A 17919-nucleotide genomic window follows, 5' to 3' on the forward strand; every position below is an offset into this window, starting at 1 on the left:
CTGTTTGTTTGTGGCGTGCGATCGCTCTTTTTTAAACCACAAAGAACGCAAAGGGCGCAAAGGAAAGATAGAGCGATCGCACTTTACTACTTTTACTTATCATCTTCTTGTTTAACATCGGGCCAGCGATCGAAACCCAATAACTTACCAACTTCAGAATTTCTCCAAAAAGCTTGCCTTTCAGCATGAGTCACGATCGCATTAGTCCCAACTCGAACTTGTTCAGGAGTTAAAAATTCGGGGGACTCCCCATTGTGTTTCTTGTGTTTGGCAGAAGGTGACGACATTGTTTCTTTAGTTTTTGATTGTTTGGTTGCTGCGACGTTACTATAATAGTAGAAGTAACAAAGCATAAAGTACTTAAAATGCTGATAAATTATGTTGAAGCTGCAATGCGTCAAGCAAAGTATCAGTTGCTAGAAGATGGAACTTTTTACGGAGAAATCCCAGGATTGCAAGGTGTATATGCAAATTCAGAAACGCTAGAATCCTGTAGAGAATTGTTACAAGAAGTGTTAGAAGGCTGGATTATTTTAGGATTGCGGTTGCAGCATTCATTACCAATTGTAGATGGGATTGATTTGAATCCACAGTTAGAGGTAGCTTAATGCCGCCACTAAGAGCTATTAAACGCTTGGATTTGATTCGCTTTCTGAAACAGCTAGGATTTTCTGGCCCCTATTCGGGTGGGAAGCATCAGTACATGATCAAAGAAAATCTTAAAGTATGGATTCCTAATCCCCATCAGGGAGATATTACTCCCGCATTGCTTGTTCAAATCTTGCGTCAGGCTGAAATCACCAGAGATGAATGGGAGGAGTTGTAAGTGCCATCGCACTTCCCTAGTTTCTGTTTGTTTGCTGCGATCGATCTTTTTTAAACCGCAAAGAACGCTGCATAACGCAACGGAAAGATAGGGCGATCGCACTTCTCTATTTTCTGTTTGTTTGTGGCGTGCGATCGATCTTTTTTAAACCGCAAAGAACGCTGCATAACGCAAAGGAAAGGGAGGGCGATCGCATTTCCCTAGTTTCTGTTTGTTTGTGGCGTGCGATCGATCTTTTTTCAACAACTCCAGACGCAGAGAACGCAGAGTTTTTTTTGAACCACGAAGACACGAAGGACACGAAGGGAAGAGAAAGAGAGGGCGATGGTATTTCCCTAGTTTATGTCTGTTTGCTAGCTACGTTCTTACTATAATAGAGGAAATAACAAATAGCTCATAATAACAGAGGAATAATATGGAACAATTTATTTCTTGGATTTTAGAAAATCCTAATAAAGAAAATCGCTATAAAATCCTTACCTGGCTGAAGGAATCTGAGGCGGAAGGTCTTTACTGGAGCAAGAGCAATGAAAAGCCTCCTAGTCATCTCAAAGCAAATTTATGGGCAATTTATGATCCTCAAAAAATAGCACGTAATTTTTATTGGGAAAATGATGTTTTTACATTTACATCAGTAGGATCTGCTGTTTCTACACTACAGGTGAAGCAACTAAAGCTGTATTACTTAGACAACATCTTACACCTTTATTCTGCTTCGGATACTTTTTACCCATACATCTTTCGACGTGACATTTGACACAAAATACAAGTAAGGTCAATAAGTAAAGAGCCTCCGTTTAGAGGCTCTTTTATAATTTATTTATTTAACTTTTCATCACCTGCCAAAAGTTATTTTAAAAGTTATTCACTGCATCGGTAACAAACAAATTCCCCAGGAATGGGGGATCTGCCACAAGAGCAAGAAATCCACGTTTGTATTTGAATCATGTATTTCTTGTCTTTTTCAAACGTTTTCGCTTTACCATTTTCAATTTTTTCACGCGCCTCGCCTTGCAAAACATTTCGTTCCCGAGAATTTGAGTTGATCAATTAGATTCTCCTTTTGCTCGTTTACGTAATATATAAAATTTTTAGACTGAGGCTACTTTAAAGACAGAATCACCTCCTTAGCGGTAGTAATGTTAAAATTTTAACACTAATTAGATTGTCCTAATTCATACCAACATTAAGAAATCTTTACTTTGAGAAGTGAAGATGAAATCCCCCAGTTCTTGACGTTCTAATTTCGCTTTAATCTCCTGAAAACGCCTTACCATATTTGCTGGATAAAGTTTTTCGCCACACTCTAAGCAAACTTCAGCTTGTACCTCTAAAGTGGCGGTATGACCACCGCCACTTATCACTCTGGTAACTTTCTTTTCAACGGTCTGCCCACAGCACATTGGGCAGACTTCACTCATAATCATATTTGTCTTCTTTTGCGATAGTTGTCAAACCACAGGCAGGAGCTTTCGCTAGGATCATAGACTGTGATTAAAATTGCTAGTTGCTTATGGTCATTGTATGCCCAAACGCTATGAATATGTCTACCACATGGGGGTTGACCGTATATTAAGCACTTGGGTAAACATCGGCCTTTTGCTGGTGTATGTTCAATCATTTCTCCGCAACGAACTGAAGCATACACCTCAGCAAGCGATAAGCCATCAGCCTCAGCCTCCTGCTCAGCGTGTTCGCTCACCGAAACCCGATCAAGCTCAATTGCTCGAACTAAGTCTGTTATATTCAATTTGGATATCCTTTTGTATAAATAAGTTAAAAAAGTTAATATATTTTATGTTTTACTTTAACTAAATAGATTTTTTTATGGTTTTATGTATACTTTCATCTATGATTTCATTAAACTCTACTTTTCTAGTATAGCACTTAATATGATGCAATGTCAACTGGTGGCGTGTATGTCAGTAAAAAAATCCGGCTCATTATTCGGACTTAAACTTAACCTTTCATGAGCTACATTTAAATTAGTAATCGCTTTAGCAATTCCTACAGATTCGGGCATAATATCATCAAGTTTATATCTAATTGTAGGGGCGGGTTTAGCAGATAATTTATGATTCTCAAAGACAATCTCTCAACAAAACCCGCCCGACTACGATTTTACCCAAAAATTCCGCCAAAAAATTCGATCGCTTCCCTCAAAGCCGCAATAAAAACATCAATCTCTTCCTTCGTATTGTAAAAATACAAACTCGCTCTCGCAGTAGATTGAGCTTTCAAATAACGGTGTAAAGGTTGAGTACAATGATGCCCCGCCCTAATCGCCACCCCAGCTTGATCTAAAATCGTAGATAAGTCATGAGGATGCACATTTCCCGACGTAAAAGAAGCGAGTGCCGCTCTATTTTCTCCTGTAGAATCAGCTTGAGGGCCATAAATTCTAATTTCGGGAATTTGGCGCAATTGTTCAAACAAATAAGCTGTTAATTCCGCTTCGTAAGCATGAATTTTTTCCATGCCAATATTAGAAAGATAATCAACCGCAGCACCAAGTCCAATTGCTTCAGCTATTGCCGGAGTTCCCGCTTCAAATTTATGGGGAATATCCGCATAAGTTGAACTCTCTAAAAACACATCAGCAATCATTTCACCACCACCCAAAAAAGGCGGCATTGCCCGCAGGATTTTTTCTTTACCATACAAGAAGCCGATACCTGTTGGCCCACACATTTTATGTCCAGATGCTACTAACCAATCACAATTAATTTTTTGGACATCAATAGGCAGATGTGGTGTACTTTGGCAAGCATCAATTAATACTTTTGCGCCATATTTATGAGCAATTTCGGTGATTTCTTCCACCGGATTGATGCAACCCAAGGTGTTAGAAACATGAACTACGGAGACGAGTTTGGTTTTATCGGAAACTAGGGATTTGTACTGTTCTAAATCGAATTCTTCGCTGGGGGTTAGTTCGACGAATTTTAATACCGCGCCTGTAGTTTTAGCTACTAATTGCCAGGGGACTAAGTTGCTATGATGTTCCATAACGGAGAGGATAATTTCATCTCCGGGTTGTAAGTGAGTTAAACCCCAAGCATAAGCTACTAAGTTAATTGCTTCGGAAGCGTTGCGGGTGTAGATGATTTCTTCGGGTAAGTTAGCGTTAACAAATTTGGCAATTTTTACCCGCGCACCTTCGTAAGCGTCGGTAGCTTTTCCGCTTAAAGTGTGAACTCCACGATGCACGTTTGAGTTATATTGTTCGTAGTAATTTCGCAGCGCATCGAGTACCGCTAAGGGTTTTTGTGAGGTAGCGGCGTTGTCGAGATAAACTAAGGGTTTGCCGTTGACTTCTTGGTGTAAGATTGGGAAGTCTTTACGGACTATTTCGGCAAGGGTTCTTTCTTTTGTGATTGTCATTTTTGGTGAGGTTTGAATAATTGTTTTTTTAACCACAGATGTCCACAGATAAACACAGATGAACACAGATGGTTTTTGTAGGTTATACCAAATCCGGGTTAGTTACCCCTGATATCTTCTCTCTCTTTCCTCTGCGTTCTCTGCGCCTCTGCGGTTCATTTATAAAGAGGGTTTTTTACCCGGATTTAGTATTACTGGTGATGCCAGAAAGTTTTGATTTTAAACCGCAGATGAACGCAGATGGTTTTTGTAGGTTACTGGTGAGGAGGCGAAAAGTTAATTTGTATTATTTCCCAGTCCCCAGTCACCAGTTCCCAGTCACCAGTCCCCAATCCCCAATCCCCCGTCTATCTTTCCATTTGTTTCACTACTGAATAAAGGGTTTCTCGCAGTGAGGGAATGGGTAATTTATTGATGATTTCAGCGGCGAAGGCGTTAATTAAAAGGTTGCGGGAGTCGTTTTCATTTAATCCTCTACTTTGAAGATAGAAAACTTCTTCTGCATCCAGTTGACTAACTGTTGCGCCGTGTGAACATTTGACGTTATCAGCGGTGATTTCTAGTTGAGGTTTGGTGTCAACTCTTGCTTTGGGGGAGAGTAACAAATTGCGATTTAATTGTGCTGCATCGGTGAGTTGTGCTGCTTGGGGAACGAAGACTTTTCCGTTAAATACAGCGTGTGCTTTATCGGCGACAATACATTTATGTAATTGGCGAGTTGTACCGTGAGGTTTGCTAAGATTGATGGCGCTGTGGGTGTCGGAAAGTTGTTCGCCAGCAATCATTGTTAAACCGTTAACTGTGGTTTCGGTTTGTTCGCCAGTTTGGAAAACTTCTAGGTTATGACGGGAGATTTTCCCGCCTAAACTGATGGCATTACAAGTATAGCGACTGTCGCGGGATTGTGCGATCGCACTCCTCCCCACATGAATCGCTTCCCTACCCTCTCTCTGCAAGCGAATATGATTAACCGCAGCGTTTTCTCCTACCCAAATTTGCGTTACCGCATTGGTAAAAGTAGCGATATTACCGATAACAGCAAAATCCTCAACGATGCTAACGCTACTACCAGATTCAGCGATTACTAAACAGTGAGGTTGTGCCAAAACAGGTGTTTCACCTGGCATAGTAATAAATAACAGATGAATCGGAGTTTCAATCTGTTGATTTTTTGGCACATACACCACTGCTGCATCCGCCAACCCTGTAATATTTAGGGCGGTGAACACATCATTATATTGTTGTTCTTGGTTGAGTAATTCGCGGATACGGGCGTGATAATTTCCTGGCGCATTCGATAAATTCCCAGCAAAAAACTCCATCGCCAAAGTTGGCAACAGCGATGCTTCCATCGTTGACAACTGGGGTGCATAGTAACCATTTACAAACACCACCCGCAATGGCAAAGCATCCTTAGCACTAACTGGCAAAGTTAGCGAAGACAAAGCCAAATTTGGTTCATGAGTTAAGTCAGGAACTTGCAAAGGAATTTCTAAAAGAGGCGAGATATCAGTAAACCGCCATTCCTCATCTCTAGTAGTAGGAAACTTAGAACCAAGCACATATTCCGCAGCAGCATCGCGCAAATCTTTTAACCCATAAGCGCAACCTTCCCGCTTACCTTTACCCAACTTGCGGCACTGATTTACCAACTCAGGCAGAAAAGTTTCTCTATTAGCAACTTGTGTAATCATCGTACCACCTCAGTTGCCTTTTCTTCCGTTACCCAATCATAACCGCGAGCTTCCAATTCCAAAGCTAATTCCTTAGTTCCGGTAGTGACAATTCTGCCAGCTTCCATCACATGAACATAATCAGGAATGATGTAATCCAACAATCTTTGATAGTGCGTAATAACCAACATGGCATTTTCCGCATTTGCCAATTGATTAACACCATTTGCCACAATCTTCAAAGCGTCGATATCCAAACCTGAATCAGTCTCATCTAAAATCGCCAACTTCGGTTCCAACAACGCCATTTGCAGAATCTCATTCCGCTTCTTTTCCCCACCAGAAAAACCCTCATTCACACTCCGGGTTAAAAAGCTAGGATTCATCTTCACCACTTCCAACTTTTGTTCCACCAAATCTTGGAAATCAAAAGCATCCAACTCTTCCAAACCCTTACTCTTCCGGTGAGAATTATAAGCCACCCGCAAGAAATCCAAATTACTCACACCGGGAATTTCCAAAGGATATTGAAAAGCCAAAAACACCCCAGTTCTAGACCTTTCTTCCGGTTCCATTTCCAAGAGATTTTGCCCTTGAAAAATCACCTCACCGCCAGTCACCTCATAAGCAGGATGCCCAGCCAAAACCTTAGAAAAAGTACTCTTACCAGAACCATTTGGCCCCATGATAGCGTGAATTTCTCCCGCCCTCATCTCCAAATTCAAACCCTTCAAAATCTCATTCCCATCAACATTCGCCCTTAAATCGCGAACCGACAAAATCACCGGACTATTCTCAACAATCATCTTCCTAACTCTCTTTTATCTCTTTCTTCTTCTCTTTCTTTGCGCTCTTTGCGTCCTTTGCGGTTCAAAAAAAAGATTTTTTAACCACAGATATCCACAGATGAACACAGATGTAGATTCAACTTTACTGTAATAATACAGAGATATCTGCATTCATCTGCGGTGCAAAATTAACCAACTGAACCTTCCAACTTCAGACTTAATAAACGATTAGCTTCCACAGCAAATTCCATTGGCAACTGATTAAAAACATCCTTACAGAAGCCATTAATCATCATCGAAATTGCGTCTTCTTCCGAAATTCCCCGTTGCGCGAAATAGAACAACTGTTCATCACCAATCTTAGAAACCGAAGCCTCATGCTCCAACTTCCCGGTGTTATTCTGCACTTGAATATAAGGGAAAGTATTCGCTTGAGCATTATCCCCAATCAACATTGAATCACATTGAGAATAATTTCTTGCCCCTTGAGCTTTCGGCCCAATTTTCACCAAACCGCGATAACTATTCTTAGAATTCCCGGCAGAAATACCCTTAGAAATAATCGTGCTGCTAGTATTCTTGCCAATATGTATCATCTTGGTTCCAGTGTCAGCTTGCTGCTTATGATTTGTCAGCGCCACTGAGTAGAATTCGCCAACGGAATTATCGCCAACTAACACGCAGCTGGGATATTTCCAAGTAATAGCAGAACCCGTTTCTACTTGAGTCCAAGAAATCTTAGAATTCACGCCTTGGCAAAGTCCGCGCTTGGTGACAAAGTTGTAAATTCCACCTTTGCCATTTTCGTCTCCGGCGTACCAGTTTTGTACTGTGGAATATTTGATTTCAGCATTATCCAAAGCTACTAATTCCACAACTGCGGCGTGTAATTGATTAGTATCAAACATTGGCGCAGTGCAGCCTTCTAAATAGCTGACATAACTGCCTTCTTCGGCAACAATTAATGTTCTTTCAAATTGTCCCGACTCTCCGGTATTAATGCGGAAGTAGGTGGACAATTCCATTGGACATTTGGTGTTTTTAGGAATATAAACGAAGGAACCGTCGCTAAAAACTGCTGAATTAAGTGCAGCGTAGAAGTTATCAGCAACCGGAACAACGCTTCCCAAATATTTCTGCACTAATTCGGGATATTCTTGCAATGCTTCGGAAATTGAGCAGAAAATTACGCCTTCTTTGGCTAATTTCTCTCTAAAGGTAGTGGCGACGGAAACGCTGTCGAAGATAGCATCGACCGCAACGTTGGAAAGCCGCTTTTGTTCGGAAAGGGGAATTCCCAATTTCTCGAAGGTTTCTAACAGGGTGGGGTCTACTTCTTCGATGCTGTTGAGCTTTTTCTTTTGCTTGGGTGCGGAGTAGTAGATGATGTCTTGGTAATTTATTGGTGGGTAGGTAACATGGGGCCAAGTGGGCTCTGTCATCTTTAGCCATTGCCGATACGCCTTGAGGCGGAACTCTAGCATGAACTCTGGTTCGTTCTTTTTGGCAGAGATGAGGCGAACTACATCCTCGCTTAGTCCTTTGGGGATGATGTCTGCCTCGATGTCGGTGACAAAGCCATATTTATATGGCTGATTGACTAAAGTTTTGACAGTGGCACTCATTATCGGTTCTCTCGTGTTCTCTATGTGTTCTACTCTTTGGTGGAAGACGGGTGGTTGCCTTTGGGCTGACAGGCAGGATGCCTGTTCTACGTCCCGGTTCTACGTCTCTGTGCTTCCAGTCCCTCTAGCAATCTGGGGCTAGACAGGTTAGGATTTAGTATGACTAAAACAACTAATTTGTTTTCTTAGTCTATTTTAAGCTACATTAACAACTAGTAAGTTGTCAAAGTAACATTTTCTGCATGGAGTCCTGGGAAGATGACGACCATAGAGCAAACTTCAACTAAGCAAGATATCCTGGAACATCTATTGCAGCGAGGTGAAGCAACGGCGCTGGAATTGGCCCAGACTTTGGATATCAGTCCTCAAGCGGTTCGCCGTCATCTCAAAGATTTAGAAGCGGAAGAACTTATCGAGTATGAGTTGGTGCAGGCGGGGATGGGGCGACCTCAACACGCTTACCGTTTGAGTCGGAAGGGGCGCGATCGCTTTCCCAACAATCATGGTAAATTCGCTGTATCGCTGTTGGATACGATCGCACAAACTCTAGGAAAAGAGCAAGTTAATAATATTTTACAGAAACAGTGGCAACAAAAGGCGTTGGAATATCGCGATCGCATCGGTAGCGGTAAACTGGGAGAGCGTGTTGCTAAATTAGTTGACCTGCGTCGCGCCGAAGGTTACATGGCAGAATGGTATCCCATTGAATCGGAAACTGCTCAAAATGGGAATTGTTCTCAGTTCATGTTTACCGAGCATAACTGTGCGATTTCTGATGTCGCGGAAACTTTCCCCAGCGTTTGCTCTCATGAATTAGAAATGTTTGCCACGATTTTACCAGACTGCACTGTTGAGCGTACCCACTGGTTAATTAATGGGCAACATCGCTGCGGTTATATGATTACGAAAAAATCCCGAAGTTAAGTTTTTAATTATGAATCCACAAGGACAACCAGGAGCGCAATTTTTAACTTTAGAAGAGTCAGCAATGGTTGATGGTGCTTTGCTGGCAAATCATGAAAAGTTTTTAACTAGATTAACTATTTCCTCTTTAAAATTATTGCAGCATATCGCCCAAGAATACGGGGTAGCAATTGAAGATTTAACAACTCAACAAATTATTGCTTGGTTTGAAAAAGATGGCAAAATTCGCCGGGAACAAGGGATTGATGCGGCGTTTTTGAAGTGGTAAATACTTTTCATTAAAAGAACAACGATCTGAAAATGAGTAACACAAATTCAAGGCAAACTTGGGAATATTGTATTGTTAAATATGATTTAATAGGACTGGGAAATACACAATAAATAGAACAACTTTACATGGATGGACAGGAATTAAAAGAATGGAATAGAAAGCCTTTGCGTATCTTTTTAAACCAATTGGGTCAAGAGGGTTGGGAAATGGTAGGATTTTCTCCTCCTGCTGATAGTGTGTGGACATTTATTTACTTTAAGCGTCCTCTATAACAGGATAAGCAATCTAGCAATCCTAAATGAATTATGAAATAGCTTTTTTCTTGTTCTTTCCTTCGTGTCCTTCGTGTCTTACGTGCTACGCACACGCTACGCGAACGTGGTTCAAAAAAAGATAACTCAAGTTTACAACTTAAGTTAAAATTTGACTACTAAGCTAGGTATTGAGCCATGAAACATATTGCCGTAGAGGAGTTAGCAGAACACTCTATTAATTATTTTACAGGTAATGAAGCTTTAGCGATCGAACATAATGGCGAAGTAGTAGGATTTTATTATCCCAAAAAGCGACCAAATCAGGAAGAAGTCGAACGTGCTGTTAAACAATTGAGTGAAACAGTACAGCGTGTACTCGCTGAAACTGGTATGACAGAAGATGAATTAGCTGACCTTTTTGATACAAGCAAGCCGTTTCCTTATGATATTAATAGTTGATGCAAATATTTTAATAGGAGAACTGCTGCGACAAAGAGGGCAAAATTTAATCCAAAATCCTGCACTGATGCTTTATATAACTGAACAAGTTTTAGATGAAACTCAGTATGAAATCAGACGACGCATACCATTAATGGTAAGCCGAGGTAGACTCACGGAAGCAAACGCACAACTTTTACTTGCTCAAGCAATACATTTGATTGAAACTAAAATTACAGTCATTACAGAACCTAACTATATCCACTTAGAAACTGAAGCCAGAAATCGCATTCCCAGAGATCCAAATGATTGGTCAACGGTAGCGTTAGCATTATTAATGGATGCAGCAATTTGGACACAAGACTGTGATTTTTTAGGTTGTGGTTGTCCGACTTGGACAACAGAAACTTTACTAATTCAAATGCAGACAAATCAAAGTTGAAATTTAAAACCCATGAAACTTCACATTGGCGGAACAGAAACACATCCCGATTGGAAAATTTTAGATGTTGAAGCGCGTCCCGAAGTAGATTTTGTAGGTAATGCGGCAAATTTAGAACAGTTTGCTGATAATTCTATTGAAGCAATTTATGCTAGCCATGTTTTAGAACATTTTCATCATGGTTTGAATAATGAGTTATTGAATACTTTAAAGGAATGGTATCGAGTATTGCAACCCGGGGGAAAACTTTATATCAGCGTTCCCAATTTAAGAGTTTTGTGTTGGCTATATTTGAATGATAAACTATCTGTTTACGATCGCTATTACTTAATGGCGGTAATGTTTGGTGGTCAAAAAAATGAGTATGATGTCCATAAAGTTGGTTTTGATTTAGAAATTTTATCCATTTTTTTACGAGAAGTTGGTTTTATAAACTGGACAAAAGTAGAAAGTTTCGGTTTCTTTAATGATACGAGTATTATGCGAGTAGAAAATACTTTAATCAGTTTAAATGTAATTGCTACTAAATAAACTAAAGTACGTTGTTGCGCTTTAGCGCTAAACAAGAGCGCTAAAGCGCAACAACGTACCAATTAATCTCCCAAACAAATGCCTAGACCTCTGGCGGTTTTAACTAACATTCCATTGGGATCTACTGTACTATATTTGCCGATCGCTTCAGGAATTGGTACGCTCACTACTTGGCGATTTTGCCAACTTACCATGCAATCATATTTACCTTCAGCAATTAAATCAATTGCTGCTACTCCAAACACAGAACCAGTTAATCTATCCAATGGTGAAGGTGTACCGCCACGTTGGATATGTCCTAATACTGTTACTCTGGTTTCTGCACCGCTACAGGCGCAAATTTTATCAGCCAAATATTGACCAATACCGCCATATCTGGTTTGTCCTAAACGATTTATATTCTTAATTGTTTCGCCATTTTCTGCCTTCACAGCTTCGGAAACAATTACCAAAGAATAGTTCTTTCCAGACTCTTGACGTTCCCGAATCTTCTCGCAAATACTCTCCAGACTATAAGGAATTTCTGGGATGAGAATTATATTAGCTCCACCAGCTATTCCAGCACTAATGGCAATATGTCCAGCGTCACGTCCCATGACTTCTAAAATCATGACTCGGTTGTGACTAGCGGCTGTAAAATGCAAGCGATCTAAGGATTCTGTGGCGATATTAACCGCTGTGTCAAACCCAATAGAACGTTCTGTGCTGCCAACATCGTTGTCAATAGTTTTGGGAATAGCTACTAAATTCATCCCGCCTTTTTGGGCAATTTTTCGCACAATGTCCATGCTACCATCGCCACCAATTACTATTAAGGCATCTAACCCTAATTGATGATAGCCAGCGATAATTTCCGATGAGCGATCGCGTGTGGTACCATCAGGCATAGGAAAAGCAAAGGGATCTCCCGTATTTGTTGTTCCTAAAAACGTACCACCCATAATTAACAATTCATCAACTTTATCTATATCCAACGGAATAAAGTCAGGTGGAGAATTCATTAATCCCATTGTGGCTTGACGAATCCCTAAAACTTTCCAGCCATAGGAACCTACAGCACGACATACGGCACCTCTAATTGCTGCATTTAAGCCTGCACAGTCGCCACCACTAGTTAAAATTCCAATGCGTTTTTGTTCTTGCATATCTTTATGTCTTCAATAGTAACTGGCATTAGTTAAGTAGTGAATTATTGGTAAGTAGCTATCGCTTTATTATTTGGGAATATCTCAGCTAAAGTTGCTCATCCACTACCTAATATTTGCTCTGACGGTGTTAATCTCAGAGGAAGTAATCCTACCGTCATTAGGTTTAATCTCTCTAGGAGTTACAGATGATTCCGACAATTTCTCAACTTCCTCTGGTACAACTCGCCTCTGGCGATCTCTTTTCCCTCCAAATCTATAAATTTATTGGTTCCACCCCCGGTAAAAAAGCTTATCTTCAAGCCAATTTACATGGTGCTGAAATTGTTGGTAATGCCGTCATTCATCAGTTAATTGAGTTTTTGATTACTCTCAATCCCACAAATATTGCTGGTGAAATATGGCTTGTTCCCCTCTGTAATCCTTTTAGCACAAACCAACGTACTCACTACTTTTCTACTGGAAGATTTAACATTTATGATGGTAAAGATTGGAATCGCATATTTTGGGATTTTGAAAAAGAATGTAAAGATTTGGAAATATTTGTTAAAACACAGCTAAATTTTGATGCTGATGTTATTAGAGAAAATTATCTTCAGCGAATTAAACAAAACTTTGAAAAACTAGCAGACAAGATAAATTCTCCCAGTGGAGCACCTTTAAGCGAGTTATACCGATATCAACTACAATCTTTATGTTTAGATGCCAATTATGTTATTGATATTCACAGTTCGAGCAATCATGGCATAGATTACATTTACGGATTCAAAGGTAGAGAAGAAAGCGCCAAAGCCTTCCTTTTAGACTATGAAATTTTACTCAACGAATATGACGGAGATGCCTTTGACGAAGCCTTTTTAAAGCCTTGGCTAGCCTTGGAAGATGCCCTAGCACAGCAAGGAAAACCGATACAATTTGACTTAGAATCATGGACATTAGAATTAGGCTCTGGGATGCAAATGAATCCCGAATCAGTTGCCAAAGGAGTGCGAGGAATTAAAAACTACTTAGCCCAAAAAGGTATACTATCAATCCCTGGATTTCCTCTGCCAGAAACAGCAAATCATCAAATAAATTATACCCGAAAAACTCAACTTAAAAAATACTATGCTCCCCTTGGCGGAGTAATTCAAAATCGCCTAAATTTAGGGACTTATGTAACAGCAAGAGAGGGAGTTTACCAAATAATTGCCTTTAACAAAGAAGGCAAATTACCTGCTATAATAGATGTCAAGGCTGAAAAAAGTGGCATAATTTTCGACCTATCCACCAACCATTCAGTCAACCAAGCAGAATACGTCCTCACCATCTTAGAAACTGACTCTTAAACTAACTCTAATATTAAAATAGTACGTTGTTGCGCTTCAGCGCCTTTCTTTAGCGCTAAAGCGCAACAACGTACCTAAAAACTACCTTTTCGGAATAGTAAAACCCTGCAAAGGTTGAGCTATTTCCTCCTCCATTAAACCGCGACATTGCAGCAACACACCAAAACCACCCAAACCCATTGGGTTAATCATTTGGTGCAGGGAATCTCGACGTTGTAAAACTTTTTGAATATCCTGAAAATTGGTAGCGTTACTATCAGAAATAGACGAAATACGATCGCCCAACCCCAACGCCATCAAAAACAACCCTTGCTGCGTAAAACCCAACCGCCGCAAACCGCACAACTCGCCCCATTTTTCCAAACTGGTAAAATCAACATGAGCAGTAATATCTTGCCGCCCAATATTGATATAAGGATCATTATGATGACTATGGCGATAATAGCATTGCAAAGTTCCCAGAGAACGCCCTAAACTATAGTAACGATGGGCAGGATAACCATAATCAATAGTTAACAAATAACCCCGTTGGATTTTCTCAGAAATCATGCTTAACCAATCCAAAGCTAGCAAATTTACCTCAGTGCGATAGCCCTCTGGATAAGCGTTTTTCGCCAAATCAATCTCCAGGAAATCAAAATACTCAACTAACCGATTTGTAGAAACTTCTCCGGTTACTTCCACAAACTCCCCTTCCTTCCCTAAAGTTACATAAATTTCTTTTAATTCCCCTTGTTCCCAAATTACCTGATGCACCGGAAAAGCATCTATGAGTTCATTGGAAAAGCAACATCCAACCAGGGAATTAGCGGGTATTTCCTCCCACTCACACCAACGCAGAGGGAAATTAGACAACCGTTTTTCTTGTTCCAACCTTAAGGCAGAGGACTTTTCGACAATGATGTAATCTAAAGCAGAGAAAAACTCGAAATGGTGCTTGTGTAAATAACGCAGAATATCTCCGGCTAAAATTCCTTGCCCTGCGCCCATTTCCACTAAATTAAAAGGTACTGGACGACCTAGAACTTCCCACATTTGGCAAAATTGTTTTGCCAACAACTCGCCAAAATCTGCACCTAAATGAGGAGAAGTAAAAAAATCACCTTGCGAGCCAATGTTAACTTGATTTGTAGTGTAGTAACCTTGTTCTGGGTGATAAAGTGCCAAATTCATGTATTCGGCGAAAGTAATGCGTTTTTGGGGGTGGGAAGAGATTTGAGATGCGATCGCTCCCCGCAAACCTAAGTTAGAATCATCCATAAAATTGACACTCTCCCGTTAAACTGACGGTGTAACGGGAGATTCTTGTTTCCTAGAGCGTTGCTTTCTAGTAGAATTACTAGCGAGTCTTACACCCTCTCCACAAGCTTGAAATTCCGTATGCCCTACGGTATTTGTTGACAGGATTCTCATCCCTTCTGACCGCAAATTCTTCGCTGCGTTCTCATCCCTATCGTGATGGGTAAGGCATTTAGGACAAACCCATTCTCTATCTTTTAAGGTGAGAGAATCATTCTTATATTTGCAACAATTACAAAGCTTTCTACTGGGAAAGAACCTGTTAACTTCTACAAGCATTCCGCCAACTCTTTTTAGTTTGTAGTCCCAGAAATTAACTAGCATCCCAAATCCAGAATCTAATACAGATTTGGCTTTGTTGGTACGTGCTAATCCTTTTACACAAAGGCTCTCTACTACAATAGTTTTATTTTCACTGACTAACTTATGAGAGAGTTTATGGAGAAAGTCTTGCCTTGTATATGTGATTTTCTGGTGAACCTTGGCTACTCTTTTTACCTGTCTTTTACGATTATTAGAACCTTTCTTTTTTCGAGACAATGATTGTTGTCTGGGTCTTAATCCCTTGGCGTACTTCTTGGTAGCACGAATCGGTTCAACCTTGTAAGTTGTCTCGCCGTCAAACACCGTCACTAAGGAATTTAGACCTAGATCGATTCCTGAAATCTTGCCCTCTTTATTAGTTCGTACATCTTCAACTTCAAACAAAATAGCGGCGAAATACTTATCAACACTGGATTTGCAAACAGTTACAGATTTGATTTTGCCAAGGTTATTTTTAGAAATTACTGCTTTGACAATTCCTAGTTTAGGAAGTTGTACGCTACCACTTTTAATCGAACAACCTGCTGGATAACGAAGCGATTGCTTTTGATGTTTGCTTTTGAACTTTGGGAATTTGGCTCGATGTTCAAAGAAGTTTTTGAACGCTGTTTCTAGGTTCTTTAGCGATTGCTGTAATGCCGAAGAAGATACTTCTTGCAACCAAATATATTCTGCAACTTTCTTCAGTTGCGTCAAGTCTTTAGCCATATCGCAATAGCTTAGTCCCTTTCCCGTTTCTTGATCCTGAGTGTTGGTCTTATTTAGGTAATAATTCCAAACAAAGCGACAACAGCAAAAGTTTTTGGCTAAGGCTATTTGCTGTTCTTTATTCGGATACAGTCTTACCTTTAAAGCTGTCAACATCACTCATTAATCCAATAAATTACTAATAGTATAATCTGGGAAAACACTTGCGTCAAACTATATTGATTCGCTACGACTTCGGCGTGAGTTAAGTCGAACGCTCAATCTGAGTTTTAAAGTTGCAATTCATCTCCCCTAAAACTGCGTTGTGATGGAACTTTTCTTGCTCCATTTAGATAATTATAAAAATAATTAGTTGTGAATTTTGAGCCTTGAATTTCGAGTCCTCATAACTTTATTAACTCAAAACTCAAAACTCAAAACTCAAAACTTCCTAACGGTCTACCGAACCCATGATAATGTCGATACTGCCCAAAATCGCCACAATATCAGCAACCTTCACACCCTTTAACAGGTGAGGCAGAATTTGCAGATTCACAAAATCAGCAGCGCGAATTTTCCAGCGCCAAGGGAACACATTGTCATCACCAATCAGGTAAATTCCCAATTCCCCTTTACCACTTTCCACACGGGCGTAGTACTCACCTTTAGGAATTTTGAAAGTTGGGGCGACTTTTTTGGCGATGTACTGATAATCGAAACCATTCCACTCAGATTTCGGCCCACCTGCCAACCGCTTCGCTTCCAAATTCTCATAAGGGCCACCGGGAAGACCTTTTAAAGCTTGGCGAAGAATCTTTACCGACTCCCGCATTTCCCGAATTCTCACCAAATAGCGGGCGAGACAATCACCAGTAGTTTCATAATGCACTTCCCAATCGAAGTCATCATAACATTCGTAGTGGTCAACCTTTCGCAAATCCCACTTCACGCCAGAACCGCGTAACGTTGGGCCAGAAAGACCCCAATTAATCGCCTCTTCGCGGGTGATAGTACCCACACCTTCAGTCCGTCGCCGGAAAATCGGGTTATCTGTGATCAAGCGTTCGTATTCGTCAACCACAGGCATAAAGTAGTCGCAGAAATCGTAACACTTATCCACCCAACCGTAAGGTAAATCTACCGCTACTCCCCCAATGCGGAAGTAGTTGTTATTCACCATCCGATAACCTGTCGCCGCTTCCCACAAATCGTAAATATATTCCCGTTCCCGGAAAATGTAGAAAAACGGAGTTTGTGCGCCAACGTCAGCCAAAAATGGGCCAAGCCACAATAAATGGTTCGCAATGCGGTTCAACTCCAGCATAATCACCCGAATATAGCTGGCGCGTTTGGGAACTTCAATTCCCGCCAACTTTTCCGGCGCATTCACGGTGACAGCTTCGTTGAACATCCCTTCCGCATAGTCCCAACGACTAACGTAAGGAACATACATAATATTGGTGCGGTTCTCGGCAATTTTCTCCATGCCGCGATGTAGGTAGCCAATTACAGGTTCACAATCAACTACATCTTCCCCATCTAAAGTAACAATCAACCGCAGTACCCCGTGCATCGAGGGATGGTGCGGCCCCATGTTCAGAACCATTGGTTCTGTTCTCGTTTCGATTCTTGCCATAGAACAGCAATTTTTAAATTTTGTTTCGTTGCCTTAATTATATTGGCTTATGAATCGACCTTTGAGCTAGGACAGGCATACAAAATTCTATGGTAACAGTTGACTTGGCTTAGGCATGATAGAAGGCTCCAGGGCAGAAGGCAGAAGGAAAGAAAGCTTTTTCAACTACTCTTATAGTTCATAAAACCATAGACAAATATCTCAGGTCTTATTTTGTAGGTGTGATCCTCACTGGGCAAACTACAATGCCCTCTATCCCATCGTCAAAGACATTTGGGACTGCTTTTCTCATGATGTTATAACTTCCATTCACATCTGCATTCAGCTTCTTTCCTGTACTGGAT

Annotated in this window: 20 protein-coding genes and 1 pseudogene; 9 read left to right on the forward strand and 12 right to left on the reverse strand. The window is 40.6% G+C overall.

The annotated features are described in order from the left end of the window. Positions 1-92 precede the first annotated feature (92 nt). Positions 93-287: a hypothetical protein gene (locus ACE1CC_RS30915; RefSeq protein ID WP_413274272.1), complete on the reverse strand. Its 195-nt coding sequence runs from the start codon at positions 285-287 to the stop codon at positions 93-95. Between the two features lie 78 nt (positions 288-365). Here ACE1CC_RS30915 and ACE1CC_RS30920 point away from each other — a divergent pair, with 78 nt between their 5' ends. The 3 genes from ACE1CC_RS30920 (at position 366) to ACE1CC_RS30930 (ending at position 1583) form a co-directional block, all read left to right on the forward strand. Continuing rightward, positions 366-608: a type II toxin-antitoxin system HicB family antitoxin gene (locus tag ACE1CC_RS30920; protein ID WP_413267789.1), complete on the forward strand. Its 243-nt coding sequence runs from the start codon at positions 366-368 to the stop codon at positions 606-608. Continuing rightward, on the forward strand, positions 608-826 hold the full coding sequence (locus ACE1CC_RS30925) for a type II toxin-antitoxin system HicA family toxin (protein ID WP_413274273.1): 219 nt from the start codon (positions 608-610) through the stop codon (positions 824-826). Before ACE1CC_RS30920 ends, ACE1CC_RS30925 begins: the two co-directional genes overlap by 1 nt. 415 nt (positions 827-1241) lie before the next feature. Then, on the forward strand, positions 1242-1583 hold the full coding sequence (locus ACE1CC_RS30930) for a hypothetical protein (protein ID WP_413274274.1): 342 nt from the start codon (positions 1242-1244) through the stop codon (positions 1581-1583). A 418-nt stretch (positions 1584-2001) separates the two neighbouring features. Here ACE1CC_RS30930 and ACE1CC_RS30935 read toward each other — a convergent pair whose 3' ends face one another. From ACE1CC_RS30935 to sufB, 6 genes are all read right to left on the reverse strand, one after another. Then, a complete protein-coding gene (locus ACE1CC_RS30935; RefSeq protein ID WP_413274275.1) occupies positions 2002-2247 on the reverse strand; it encodes a YgiT-type zinc finger protein in 246 nt (81 codons plus the stop codon). A 2-nt stretch (positions 2248-2249) separates the two neighbouring features. Then, positions 2250-2576 carry a DUF4258 domain-containing protein gene (locus ACE1CC_RS30940; protein ID WP_413274276.1) on the reverse strand — a complete coding sequence of 109 codons (327 nt, stop codon included), beginning with the start codon at positions 2574-2576 and terminating at the stop codon, positions 2250-2252. Positions 2577-2947: 371 nt separating this feature from the next. Beyond that, positions 2948-4210 (reverse strand): SufS family cysteine desulfurase, encoded by a 1263-nt coding sequence (locus ACE1CC_RS30945; protein WP_413274277.1) that lies wholly within the window; start codon positions 4208-4210, stop codon positions 2948-2950. Positions 4211-4557: 347 nt separating this feature from the next. Continuing rightward, positions 4558-5904, reverse strand: a complete 1347-nt coding sequence (gene sufD / locus ACE1CC_RS30950) for a Fe-S cluster assembly protein SufD (RefSeq protein ID WP_413274278.1) — start codon at positions 5902-5904, stop codon at positions 4558-4560. Continuing rightward, positions 5901-6689: a Fe-S cluster assembly ATPase SufC gene (gene sufC / locus ACE1CC_RS30955; protein WP_413274279.1), complete on the reverse strand. Its 789-nt coding sequence runs from the start codon at positions 6687-6689 to the stop codon at positions 5901-5903. Before sufC ends, sufD begins: the two co-directional genes overlap by 4 nt. Before the next feature lie 170 nt (positions 6690-6859). Further along, a complete protein-coding gene (sufB, locus tag ACE1CC_RS30960; protein ID WP_413274280.1) occupies positions 6860-8296 on the reverse strand; it encodes a Fe-S cluster assembly protein SufB in 1437 nt (478 codons plus the stop codon). 258 nt (positions 8297-8554) lie between these two features. Here sufB and sufR point away from each other — a divergent pair, with 258 nt between their 5' ends. From sufR to ACE1CC_RS30985, 5 genes are all read left to right on the forward strand, one after another. Beyond that, positions 8555-9220, forward strand: a complete 666-nt coding sequence (gene sufR / locus ACE1CC_RS30965; protein WP_413274281.1) for an iron-sulfur cluster biosynthesis transcriptional regulator SufR — start codon at positions 8555-8557, stop codon at positions 9218-9220. Between the two features lie 10 nt (positions 9221-9230). Beyond that, entirely contained in the window at positions 9231-9488 is a 258-nt protein-coding gene (locus tag ACE1CC_RS30970) for a hypothetical protein (protein WP_413274282.1), read from the forward strand. A 452-nt stretch (positions 9489-9940) separates the two neighbouring features. Further along, positions 9941-10204, forward strand: a complete 264-nt coding sequence (locus ACE1CC_RS30975) for a hypothetical protein (protein WP_413274283.1) — start codon at positions 9941-9943, stop codon at positions 10202-10204. Continuing rightward, entirely contained in the window at positions 10188-10625 is a 438-nt protein-coding gene (locus tag ACE1CC_RS30980; RefSeq protein WP_413274284.1) for a PIN domain-containing protein, read from the forward strand. Before ACE1CC_RS30975 ends, ACE1CC_RS30980 begins: the two co-directional genes overlap by 17 nt. A gap of 12 nt (positions 10626-10637) precedes the next feature. After that, entirely contained in the window at positions 10638-11156 is a 519-nt protein-coding gene (locus ACE1CC_RS30985) for a class I SAM-dependent methyltransferase (protein ID WP_413274285.1), read from the forward strand. 62 nt (positions 11157-11218) lie between these two features. Here ACE1CC_RS30985 and ACE1CC_RS30990 read toward each other — a convergent pair whose 3' ends face one another. Beyond that, a complete protein-coding gene (locus ACE1CC_RS30990) occupies positions 11219-12301 on the reverse strand; it encodes an ATP-dependent 6-phosphofructokinase (protein ID WP_413274286.1) in 1083 nt (360 codons plus the stop codon). Positions 12302-12489: 188 nt separating this feature from the next. Between ACE1CC_RS30990 and ACE1CC_RS30995 the strand changes: the two genes are divergently transcribed. Beyond that, complete coding sequence (locus ACE1CC_RS30995; RefSeq protein WP_413274287.1) at positions 12490-13629, forward strand: M14 family metallopeptidase; 1140 nt, start codon at positions 12490-12492, stop codon at positions 13627-13629. A gap of 81 nt (positions 13630-13710) precedes the next feature. On the opposite strand, the gene ACE1CC_RS31000 is transcribed toward ACE1CC_RS30995, so the two are convergent. The 4 genes and pseudogenes from ACE1CC_RS31000 to ACE1CC_RS36985 form a co-directional block, all read right to left on the reverse strand. Beyond that, complete coding sequence (locus tag ACE1CC_RS31000) at positions 13711-14889, reverse strand: class I SAM-dependent methyltransferase (protein WP_413274288.1); 1179 nt, start codon at positions 14887-14889, stop codon at positions 13711-13713. 18 nt (positions 14890-14907) lie between these two features. After that, positions 14908-16116: an RNA-guided endonuclease InsQ/TnpB family protein gene (locus tag ACE1CC_RS31005; protein WP_413274289.1), complete on the reverse strand. Its 1209-nt coding sequence runs from the start codon at positions 16114-16116 to the stop codon at positions 14908-14910. A 274-nt stretch (positions 16117-16390) separates the two neighbouring features. Continuing rightward, positions 16391-17575 (reverse strand): NAD(P)H-quinone oxidoreductase subunit H, encoded by a 1185-nt coding sequence (locus ACE1CC_RS31010; protein WP_413274290.1) that lies wholly within the window; start codon positions 17573-17575, stop codon positions 16391-16393. A gap of 208 nt (positions 17576-17783) precedes the next feature. After that, positions 17784-17919 (reverse strand): annotated as a pseudogene (locus tag ACE1CC_RS36985) (RNA-guided endonuclease TnpB family protein); the annotation flags it as partial.

The sequence above is a fragment of the Floridaenema aerugineum BLCC-F46 genome, from assembly GCF_041929345.1.
In the GTDB taxonomy this organism is placed as follows: Bacteria; Cyanobacteriota; Cyanobacteriia; order Cyanobacteriales; family Aerosakkonemataceae; genus Floridanema; species Floridanema aerugineum.